The 10291-nt window shown below is 75.0% G+C and carries 9 protein-coding genes; 6 read left to right on the top strand and 3 right to left on the bottom strand.

The features are described from left to right. The first annotated feature begins 9 nt into the window (after nt 1-9). Nucleotides 10-822: a BtpA/SgcQ family protein gene (locus L3X23_RS05520; RefSeq protein ID WP_237191043.1), complete on the top strand. Its 813-nt coding sequence runs from the start codon at nt 10-12 to the stop codon at nt 820-822. Nucleotides 823-858: 36 nt separating this feature from the next. Here the strand turns inward: L3X23_RS05520 and L3X23_RS05515 are convergent, their stop codons facing one another. The 3 genes from L3X23_RS05515 to L3X23_RS05505 are packed head-to-tail and all read right to left on the bottom strand — an operon-like array spanning nt 859 to nt 3925. Then, nucleotides 859-2340, bottom strand: a complete 1482-nt coding sequence (locus L3X23_RS05515; RefSeq protein ID WP_237191042.1) for an FGGY family carbohydrate kinase — start codon at nt 2338-2340, stop codon at nt 859-861. Further along, a complete protein-coding gene (locus L3X23_RS05510; RefSeq protein ID WP_237191041.1) occupies nt 2337-3125 on the bottom strand; it encodes a DeoR/GlpR family DNA-binding transcription regulator in 789 nt (262 codons plus the stop codon). The genes L3X23_RS05515 and L3X23_RS05510 overlap by 4 nt, the downstream gene beginning before the upstream one ends. Continuing rightward, entirely contained in the window at nt 3122-3925 is an 804-nt protein-coding gene (locus L3X23_RS05505) for a DeoR/GlpR family DNA-binding transcription regulator (protein ID WP_237191040.1), read from the bottom strand. The genes L3X23_RS05510 and L3X23_RS05505 overlap by 4 nt, the downstream gene beginning before the upstream one ends. Before the next feature lie 319 nt (nt 3926-4244). Here L3X23_RS05505 and L3X23_RS05500 point away from each other — a divergent pair, with 319 nt between their 5' ends. Genes L3X23_RS05500 through L3X23_RS05480 form a run of 5 tightly spaced genes read left to right on the top strand, consistent with a single transcriptional unit; the run spans nt 4245 to nt 10291 of the window. Further along, a complete protein-coding gene (locus tag L3X23_RS05500) occupies nt 4245-5342 on the top strand; it encodes an ABC transporter permease (protein ID WP_237191039.1) in 1098 nt (365 codons plus the stop codon). A gap of 3 nt (nt 5343-5345) precedes the next feature. Then, the gene (locus tag L3X23_RS05495; RefSeq protein ID WP_237191038.1) at nt 5346-6353 is read left to right on the top strand and encodes an ABC transporter permease; all 1008 of its coding nucleotides are present in this window, start codon (nt 5346-5348) and stop codon (nt 6351-6353) included. Next, the gene (locus tag L3X23_RS05490; protein ID WP_237191037.1) at nt 6322-7434 is read left to right on the top strand and encodes a BMP family ABC transporter substrate-binding protein; all 1113 of its coding nucleotides are present in this window, start codon (nt 6322-6324) and stop codon (nt 7432-7434) included. Before L3X23_RS05495 ends, L3X23_RS05490 begins: the two co-directional genes overlap by 32 nt. After that, complete coding sequence (locus tag L3X23_RS05485; protein ID WP_237191036.1) at nt 7431-8966, top strand: ABC transporter ATP-binding protein; 1536 nt, start codon at nt 7431-7433, stop codon at nt 8964-8966. Before L3X23_RS05490 ends, L3X23_RS05485 begins: the two co-directional genes overlap by 4 nt. Continuing rightward, entirely contained in the window at nt 8963-10291 is a 1329-nt protein-coding gene (locus tag L3X23_RS05480; protein ID WP_237191035.1) for an amidohydrolase family protein, read from the top strand. The genes L3X23_RS05485 and L3X23_RS05480 overlap by 4 nt, the downstream gene beginning before the upstream one ends.

Genomic DNA, 10291 nt, shown 5'->3' with positions numbered 1-10291 from the left:
GGGAGTCCCATGACCAGGTTCCGCTCCGTCTTCCCCGGTGTGCGCACGCCGCTGATCGCCATGGCCCACGTCCCGGCCCTGCCCGGGACCCCGCTCTACGACGCCCGGGCAGGCCTGCGCGGCGTCGTCGACGCCCTGCGGGCGGACGTCGAGGTGCTGGTGGAGGCGGGCTTCGACGCGGTGCTCTTCTGCAACGAGAACGACCGCCCCTACGAGCTGGATCCCGGCCCGGAGTCGGCCGCGCTGATGGCCCGGGTCGTGACCGAGTGCCGGCCGGAGTCGATCCCGTTCGGCGTCGACTTCCTCTGGGACGCCCGGACCGCGCTCGCCGCGGCGGTGGCGACGGAGGCCGCGTTCATGCGCGAGGTCGTGACCGGGGTGTGGGAGTCCGACATGGGCCTGTGGACCACCGACGCCGCCCAGACGCTGCGGGAGCGCCGCAGGCTCGGCGCCGACGAGCTGGCGGTGCTGATGAACGTGACCCCGGAGTTCGCCTCGCCGATCGGGCGGCGCGGCCCCGCGGAGGTCGCCGCCAGCGTCGCGGTCTCCAGCCTGCCGGACGCGATCCTGGTGTCCGGTCCCCGCGCGGGCGCGGCGCCGGACACCCGGGTGCTGCGCGAGGTCCGGGACGCGGTCCCGACCGAGGTGCCGGTGCTGCTCAACACGGGCGCGCGGGCGGAGTCCATCGCCGAGATGCTGGAGATCGTGGACGGCTGCATCGTCGGGTCCTCGCTCAAGGTGGACCGCCACACGTGGAACCGCGTCGACCCGCGCCGGGCCGCGGAGTTCGTCGCCGCGGTGCGCGAGCGCCGGGCCGCCTGAGGCCGGCGTCGGGGGCGTGTCGTCCGGCTCCGGGGCTCAGGACCGCGCGAGGCGGTGCGAGATCGGGGCGAGGACCTCGCCGAGCGCACGCCAGGTCCGGTAGGCCTCGGCCAGCCGCGCGGCGGAGGCCGGATCGGGCAGGACGGGGGCCTCCGGTCGCACGTACAGCGGCATCTCCGCCCAGCCCGGCACCAGACCGACCCCGACCGCGGCGGCCTGCGCCGCGCCGAGCGCGCCGCCGGGATGCCCGCTCAGGGCCACGACCGGCCGGTCCAGCACGTCGGCGTGGATCTGTTTCCACAGCGCCGAGCCCGCGCCGCCGTTCGTCACCACGGGCGTCTCGGCCAGCGCGATCCCGCACTCGGTGAGGATCTCGACGTGGTGGCGGAAGCCGAACGCCACGGCCTCGAGCACCGCGCGGTAGAGGCTCGCCCGGTCGTGTGCGAGGTCCAGGCCCACGAACGCACCGCGCAGGTCCGTGTCGTGCCACGGTGACTTCTCGCCGAGGAAGTAGGGCAGGCAGAGGACCTCGCCCGGCCTTCTGGCCGCCGCCTCCGCGCCGAGCGCCGCCAGGTCGTCGACGCCGGTCAGCGCGGCGAGCCAGCGGACGAGGCTGCCGCTGGTGGCCATGCAGCCGTTCGGCAGCCAGAGTCCCGGGACCGGGTGGGCGTCGAGATAGAGCCTCCGGTCGACGAGCGGGAAGTCCGACACCGCCAGGATGTCCCCGCCACCCCCGAGCTTGACCGTCCAGTCCCCCGGTCGGCGCAGCCCGCTCGCCACCGCCGACAGCACGTGGTCCGCCCCGCCGACCACGATCGGGGTGCCCGCCCGCAGGCCGGTCTCGGTCGCGGCGGACGCGGACACCGCGCCGACCACCCGACCCGGTTCGGCGACCGGGGGCAGCAGAGCCGGATCGACGTCCGCCGCGGCCAGCACCGGCGCGCACGGGGTGCCGTCGAGCTCGAACAGGCCGCTCTCCAGCGCCCAGTTCCGCTCGAGGTGCGGCTCGGCGCCGAGCCTGCGCGCGACCCAGTCGTAGGACCCCGCCAGGGTGGCCGTCCCCGCGCGCACCTGCGGGAGGTGCCGGGCCAGCCAGCGCAGGGTCGGCGCCACCGACTGCTGCGACAGCGGGGACCCGGTGCGCGCGACGAGGTCGGTCCCGGCCAGCTCCGCCGCCAGCTCGCGGATCTCGACCGAGGCCCGGGCGTCGTTCTGCAGCATCGCGCGGGTCAGCGGTTCCCCGGCGCGGTCCACGGGGAGCACGGCGGGCACCATGCCGGTCACCGCCACGCCGGCGACCGCCCCGGCGTCGACCCCGGCCGCAGCCAGCAGCGCCGCAGGCAACAGGCACACGTTCGCCCACCAGTCCGCGGCCTCGACCTCGGCGTGCCCGATCCGCGGCGAGTGCAGCTCGACGGGCAGCCGCCGCTCCGCGACGACACCCCGGTCGAGGTCCAGCAGCACACCCTTGGTCGACGTCGTCCCGATGTCCAGGCCGAGCAGGAGGGCGCCGCTCACCCGGCCGCCCCCCGGGCGTCCACCGTCACGACCTGCGTCCCCCGGTCCCGCAGCGCCCGCAGGACCGGGTGCCCCGGCTCGGCGTCGGTCACCAGCACGTGCACCGCGCCGACCGGGGCGACGGCGGCGAAGAACACCCGGCCCAGCTTCGTCCGGTCGACGGCGACGACGACCCGACGGGACACCCGGACCGCGGCGGCCTTCACGCGGGCCTCCTCGAGGCTGTAGTCGGTGAGCCCACGGTCGAGGTCGAGCCCGGCGACGCCGAGGACCGCCATCTCACAGTGCAGTCCCTCGAAGGACGCCACGGCCTCCGGGCCGATGACGGAGAGCTCCTCCGGCCGCACGGAACCCGCGGTCAGCACGACACGCGCCCCGCGGTCCGCCAGGTGCGTGGCCACGAGCACGCTGGGGGTGATGACGGTCAGGTCCGGCCGGAGACCGGACATCCGGCGCGCCACCTCGAGCACCGTGGTCCCCGAGTCGAGGACCAACCCGCCCGAGGCGGGCAACAGCTCGGCCACCGCCGCGGCGATGGCCGCCTTCGCGGGCGCCTCCACCGCGGCGCGGCGGGAGAACCGCGGCTCCGACGACCGGCCGGTGACGTCGATGGCCCCGTGTCGCACCCGGCGGGCGACGCCCTCCGCCTCCAGCTGGTCGATGTCGCGGCGGACGGTCATCTCGGAGACGCCGAACTCCCGCGCGAGGGCGTCGAAACGGACCTCGCCGTCCCGCGCGAGCAGGAGGCGGATGCGGGCCCGCCGGTCGGCCACCGGCGCGGTCACGAGACACCCGGACCGGTCGGGACACCGGCCGCGACGAGGACCTCGACCCCCGCTGCCCGGACCGGCTCCAGGAAGGGGCTGTCCGGCTCGGCGTCGGTGACCAGCACGTCCACCGCGGTCAGCGGGACGACCGTGAACAGCTCGGTCCGACCGAGCGTGGTCCGGTCCGCGAGGACGACGCGCCTGCGCGCCGACCGGACCGCCGCGACGGACACCCGGGCGTCTCCTTCCGAGCTGCTGGTGAGCACCGCGCTGCCGACCCCGCCGATGCCGTCCGCGGCCAGGAACGCGATGTCGCAGTTCACCCCGGCGTACCCGGCCTCGGCCCGGTCGCCGACCAGGCCCAACCGCCCCGGCTCGACGAGCCCGCCGGTCGCGAGGACGTGCGGGCCCGCCGTCGCGGCGAGGACGGTCATCACCGCCAGGCCGGAGGTGACGACGGTGAGGTCGGCCCGCCCGGTCAGCACCCGCGCGAGCTCGACGACCGCGGCCCCGGCCCCCAGGGCGACCGCCTCCCCCTCGCCCACGAGCGTGGCCCCCAGGGCCGCGATCGCCGTGCGGGCCGGGTGGAGGTCTCGGTCCCCGGTGGCGAAGAGCCTGTCGACCCCGCCCTGCTCCGGGTTCACGATCACTCCGCCGTGCACGCGGCGCAGCAGCCCGTCGGTCTCGAGGACGTGGGCGTCTCGGCGCACCGTCATCTCGGAGACCGCCAGCTGCTCCGCGAGCTCGGTGAAGCCGAGCTCCCCCGCCGCGCGGACCCGCCGCAACAGCTCCGCACGACGGGTCGCGGTCCGGCTCATCGCGGGCACCTCGGCGGCAGGTCCGTCGTCACGATGTCATCAGATCACATGTGACACCTGGCTCCACAGTGCCCCGCCGCCCTGCTCGGCGGCACGCCGGTGACAGGGCGCGACCTGGCCCTGCCTCTGTGGTCACGAACGAGCGATAAGTCTGTGAACACGACTTTGCCGATCGCTCTCGGTATTGCGAGATCGTGAACAAGTCACAGTTGAGCGTTATTGATTCACAATCAGCGCTATCGTCGGCCGCTGTCACCGAGCTCCCCGGGAGGCCACCATCTCGTCCCCGCTGACGCTGTCCGATCCCCGGGTCCGGGCCGTGGTCGTCTCCCTCGGCGCCGCGCTGCTCGGCCTGCTGGTCGGCGCGCTGCTGATCCGGATCGGCGGCGCCGATCCGCTGACCGCGGCCGCGACCGTGCTCGACGCCGGCTTCTCCTGTCGCCCGGACCGCTGCGACCTGCTCAACACCCTCGCCCTGCTGCCGCCGCTCGGGCTCTGCGCGCTCGCGGGGGTGGTGGTGCTGCGCAGCGGGATGTTCAGCATCGGCCAGGAGGGGCAGTACGCGGTCGGCGGGCTCGCGGCGGGCTGGGTCGGCTACGCCGTCCCGCTCCCGGGGGTGACGCACCTGCTCGGCGCGATCCTCGCCGCCGTGCTGGCCGGCGCGCTCTGGGCGCTGGTCCCCGCCCTGCTCAAGGTGCGGTTCGGGGTCAACGAGCTGATCTGCTCGATCGTCTTCAACAACATCGCGATCCTGCTCGTCTCGTACATGATCAGCTTCCCGATGCGTGCCGACCGCTCCTCCCAGCCCTTCACCCCGCGGATCGAGCGGTCGGCCCAGCTGCCGGTGTTCGACACCGCCTCGAAGGTCGGGGTCGCCGTTCTCGTGGTCCTGGCGGCCACGGTCGCGGTCTGGTTCCTGCTCTTCCGCACGACCTGGGGCTACGAGCAGCGCATGACCGGGGAGGCACCCGCCTTCGGCCTGCACTCCGGGATGGCGGCAGGCCGGGCCGCGGTGCGCGCCATGCTGCTGAGCGGCGGGATCGCCGGCCTGGCCGGAGCGGTCCAGGTGCTGGGCGTCAACTACCGGGTGGTCGACGGGTTCGCCGACGGCACCGGCTTCAACGGCCTCACCGCCGCCCTGCTCGGCGGGCTCTCGCCGGTGGGAGCGCTGGTGGCGGCGTTCGCCTTCGCCGGGATCTCCACCGGCGCGGTGAACGGGCTCCAGGTGCAGCTCGGCATCCCCAGCGAGCTCGGCGGGACCGTCTTCGCGGTGATGATCGTCCTCGTCGCGCTGCGCCCCCCGGTGCTGCGGCGCTGGCAGGAGCACCGCAGGCGGACGAAGGCCGATCCCGCGCCCCCGACCCGGCAGGCGGCGGACGCCGAGCCGGTCGCCGCCCACGACCCGACGGGGCGCTGACCCGTGGACGGCTTCTTCACGGTGGACCTCGTGGCCAGCGCGGTGCGGCTGAGCACCCCGATCCTGCTGGCCGCCGTCGCGTCGGCGCTGTGCAACCGCGTCGGGCTGCTCAACCTGGCCGTCGAGGGCACGATGCTGACCGGCTGCTTCGCCGGGCTGCTGGTGGCGGCGACGAGTGGCAGCGGCCCGGTCGGCGTCGTCGCGGCCGCGCTGGTCGGGGCCGTGCTGGGCGCGGCGCTCTCCGCGCTCGACCGGGTCGGCGGAGACCTCGTGGTGTTCGCGATCGGGTTCAACCTGCTCGCCCTGCAGGCGACCGTGTTCCTGACCAGGGCGTTCCTCGGGGACGCCGGCGGCTGGCGGCCCGATGTCAGCCCGCTGCCCCCGGTGCGGATCCCGGTGGTCGCGGACATCCCCGTCCTCGGCGGGCTGCTCTCCGGGTACAACGGCCTGGTCTATCTGTCGTGGGCGGCGGTGCTCGGCTACGCCGTGCTCTTCCGGACCCGGCCCGGCAGGCACCTGCTCGCGACCGGGGAGTCCCCCGCCGCCGCGGCGGGCGCAGGCATCCCGGTCCACCGGGTGCAGCTCGTGACGCTGTGCGTGGCAGGAGCCCTGTGCGGGATCGCCGGGGCGTTCCTCTCGGTCGGCAACCTGGGACTGTTCACCCGCAACATGACCGACGGGCGCGGGTGGATCGCCGTGACCGCCGCGTTGTTGGCGCTCAACAGCGCACGCGGCCTGCTCCCCGCGGCCTTCCTGTTCGGGGTCGCCGACGCGGTGTCCGTCCGGCTGCAGACCTCCACCTCCGTCCCGCCCAACCTCGTGCAGTTCCTCCCCCACGTCGCCGCGCTGGTGGCGCTGGTGGCGGTCGGGCTGCACGCCGGGCGGCGCGACCGGATCCGGGCGCTGCTCCAGCGCAGCCGCAACCGCGCGGCCCCGGGTCCCACGACTCCCACCCCCACCACCACCACCGGAGGACGCGATGCCCCGCACGACACCGTCAGCGAACCGTAGGAGGGGCGTCGCCCTGACCGGCTCGCTCGCCGCCGCACTCGTGCTGCTCGCCGGGTGCGGGTCCCCGTCGGGCGGCGGCGGGTCCGAGCAGGCCGACCCGGACGCCTTCTCGGTCTCGCTGATCACACCGGGAGCCCAGGGCGACGGTTCCTACATCGACGCCGCCGTCCGCGGGCTCACCGCCGCGGAGCAGACGATGGGGATCACGGGCCAGGTCATCGAGGCCGAGGCGACCTCCCGGCAGGAGTCCGCGCTGCGCAGCGCCGTCACCGCGCACCCCGATCTCGTCCTCGCGCTCGGGCTGGACCCGGACTCGCTGCGCGCGGTCGCCGACGACAACCCCGACCAGCGGTTCGGCGCGCCCAGCGACGTCAACATGGACCAGCTGCCGGCCAACGTCGCGGCCTACACGGTGAACGTGCACGAGGGCAGCTTCCTCGCGGGTGTCGTCGCAGGCAGCCTGACGCGGACCCGGACGGTCGGCGCGGTGCTGGGCATCGACGCCCCCGGGCTCAACCAGTTCTTCTACGGCTACAAGCAGGGTGTGCTCGCCGCCTGCCCCGGCTGCACGGTGGTCAACTCCTATCTGGGCGGGCGGTTCTCCGATCCGGCCCTGGGCAAGGAGGCCGCGCTCGACCAGATCCAGCGCGGTGCCGACATCGTCTACGGCGTCGCCGGCCTGTCCGGCACCGGCGTGATCCAGGCGGCCCAGGAGACCGGCACCTTCGCGATCGGCGTCGACGGCAACCAGGACGACGACGCGCCCGGCACCGTGATCACCTCGGTGCTCAAGCGGGTCGACCGGACGACCGAGCTGCTGATCGAGGCCGCGAAGAACGGCACGTTCCGGTCCGGGTTCACCGCGGTCGGGCTCGCGCAGGACGCGACCGGCCTGTCCTGGGACGACGGCTCGACCACGTTCGCCCGGACCGGCCCCGCGGACCTGACGGCGAAGCTCCCGCAGGTCCAGGCCACCGTCGCCGACTACAAGAAGCGCATCCTCGACGGCTCGGTCGCGGTGTGCGACGCCCTCGGGGCACCGACCGCGCCGCAGTGCGGACCGCTCGGGGTGGCGGCGTGACGGGCGTGCCGCTGCTGCGGGTGGAGGGGTTGACCAAGTACTTCGCCTCCAGCGGTGTGCTGGCGGTGGACGACGTGTCCCTCGACCTGCGGGCCGGGGAGGTGCTGGCGCTGGTCGGCGAGAACGGCACGGGCAAGACCACCCTCACCAGCATGGTGTTCGGCCTGCACCGGCCGGACTCCGGGCGCGTGCTCGTGGCGGGCCGCGAGGCGGCGATCCGCACCCCCCAGGACGCCATCGCGCTCGGCATCGGCATGGTCCAGCAGCACTTCGCGCTGGTGCCCTCGTTCACCGTGGCCGAGAACGTGCTGCTCGGGCGCGAGCCGCGCAGGCGGGGCCTGGTCGACCGCCGGGCCGCCGACCGGGAGGTCGCGCGGCTGGCCGCCGAGCTCGGCATGCCGGTCGACCCCCGGCGGCGGGTCGGCGGCCTGCCGATCGGGCTGCAGCAGCGGGTGGAGATCCTGCGGACCCTCGCCGCCGACGCGCGGGTCGTGATCCTGGACGAGCCGACGGCGATGCTCACCCCCGCCGAGGCCCGCGATCTCGCCGCGGTGATCCGGCGGCTCGCCGCCACCGGACGCGCCGTCCTGTTCATCAGCCACAAGCTGCCGGAGGTCTTCGCGGTGGCCGACCGGATCGCGGTGATGCGCCGCGGCCGGCTGGTCGGCACCGTGGACCGCGACGGAGCGGACCGCACCACGATCACCCGGATGATGATCGGCCGGGAGATCGCGCCGGTCCCGGCGCGCCACGACGAGCGCGCGGGCGCCGTCGTGCTCGAGCTGCGGGGTGTCGGGTGCCGTCCCGGCGCGTCCGGGGACGGCGGGCTCCACGGGGTCGACCTGACCGTGCGGGCCGGCGAGATCGTCGGCGTCGCGGGGGTGAGCGGCAACGGCCAGAACGACCTCGTCCACGCCGTCACCGGCATCCGCGCGGTCGACGAGGGCGTCGTCGAGGTCGGCGGCACCCGGCTCGCCGACGCCTCGGTCCGCGCGGCGCGGCGGGCGGGCGTGGCGCACATCCCCGAGGACCGGATGACCGCCGGGCTCAACCGGGGCGCCGACCTGGCCGAGAACGTGATCTCCACGGCCTTCCGGCGGCCGCCGCTGTCCCGGCACGGGATCCTGCGCAGGAAGGCCGTCGACCGGGCCGCCCGAGACGTCGTCACCCGCTTCGACGTGCGCGGGGTGCCACCCCGCGGTCCCGTCGCCACGCTGTCCGGCGGCAACCTGCAGAAGATCGTCATCGGCCGCGAGCTCTCCGGGGACCCCGCCCTCCTCGTGGCGAACCAACCGACCCGCGGGCTGGACGTGGGGAGCATCGAGTTCGTGCACCGGGCGTTGCGCGCCGAGCGCGACCGCGGCCTGGCCACGCTGCTCGTCTCGACGGAGCTCGACGAGGTCCTCGACCTCGCCGACCGGGTGGCCGTCCTCTACGGCGGACGGTTGCTCGGCCCGTATCCGCGGGCCGAGGTGGACCGCGAGCGGGTCGGCGGGCTGATGGCGGGCTCCGAGGCCGGGGGGCGACGGTGAGGACGACCCTGGTCGCCGACCACGTCCTGCTGCCCGACCGGGTGCTGAGCCCCGGGGTGGTCCGGCTCGACGACGGCACGATCACCGGCGTCGACCCCGTCGGGGCGGCGGGGCCGCCGGGTGGGCCCGAGACCGTCCGGCTGGACGGCCGAATCCTGATGCCGGGGCTGGTCAACGCCCACACCCACACCCCGATGTCGCTGATGAAGGGGGTGGCCCAGGGCTGGTCGCTGCTGACCAGACAGGGGTGGCTGGCCAGCATCCGGTCCCTGGAGGCCGGTCTGCTGCCGACCGCGCTGCCCGCCGCCGTGGCCGTGTCCTGCGCCGAGATGATCGCCTCGGGCACCACGACGTTCGCCGACCAGTACCTGTTCGCCGAGGAGATCGTGCCGACCGTCGTCCGCAGCGGCCTGCGCGCCGCCGTGGCGTACGGGATCGTCGAGCTCGGGGACGATGCGGCGAGGGCGCGCGAGCTGCAGGCCTGCGCCGACTTCCTGGCCTCCACCGCGGACGCGGGACCGCTGGTCCGCGGCTGGGTCGGTCCGCACGCCTTCTTCGTCGACAACACCGAGGAGGCGATCCTGGCCGAGATGGCGCTCGCCGACGCGCACGACACCGGGCTGCACGCGCACTTCGCCACCAGCGGGGAGGAGGACGCGTGGTGCCTCGAGCACCACGGCACGACGGCGCTGCGCCGGATGGCCCAGCTCGGCCTGCTCGAACGACGGATGCTGCTCGCCCACGGCTGCACGGTGCTGCCGGAGGACCTCCCGCTCCTCGCCGGCACCGACGTCGCGCTGGTCCTCGCGCCGAACGTGTGCATGGCCAGCGGCGCCGCCCCACCCCCGGCCCGACGGGCACTCGAACACGGGGTGACGGTCGCGTTGGGCACCGACAACGTCTGCAACAACGGGAGCTACGACATGTTCGCGGAGATGCGGGCCATGGGGCGCCTGGCCTCGTTCGTCAGCCGGGTCCCGGACGCGCTGCCGGCGCGGACCCTGCTCGAGATGGCGACGGTCGCCGGGCACCGCGCCCTCGGGAACGGCAGCGGGGCGGGCACCCTGGCCGAGGGCGCGCCCGCCGACCTCGTCACGGTCTCGACCGCGGCCCTGCACCGCGGCCCGGTCCGCATGCAGTCCCTGGAGTCCGCGCTGGTGTACGGCGGTGGTGGGCACGCGGTGGTCGACTCGATGGTCGACGGCCGCTGGCTGATGCGCGACCGCACCCTGCTGTCCCTGGATCCCGCGGGCGCGTACGAGGCTCGGGACGCGGACGCCGAGACGCTGCTGGCCGCCGCCCAGATGCGGGCCGGGAAGGCCTGA

The sequence above is a fragment of the Pseudonocardia sp. WMMC193 genome (assembly GCF_021728735.1).
GTDB classification, from domain to species: Bacteria; Actinomycetota; Actinomycetes; order Mycobacteriales; family Pseudonocardiaceae; genus Pseudonocardia; species Pseudonocardia oroxyli.
Note: the sequence above shows the minus strand (reverse complement) of the source record. Positions and strands in the feature narration are given on the sequence as shown.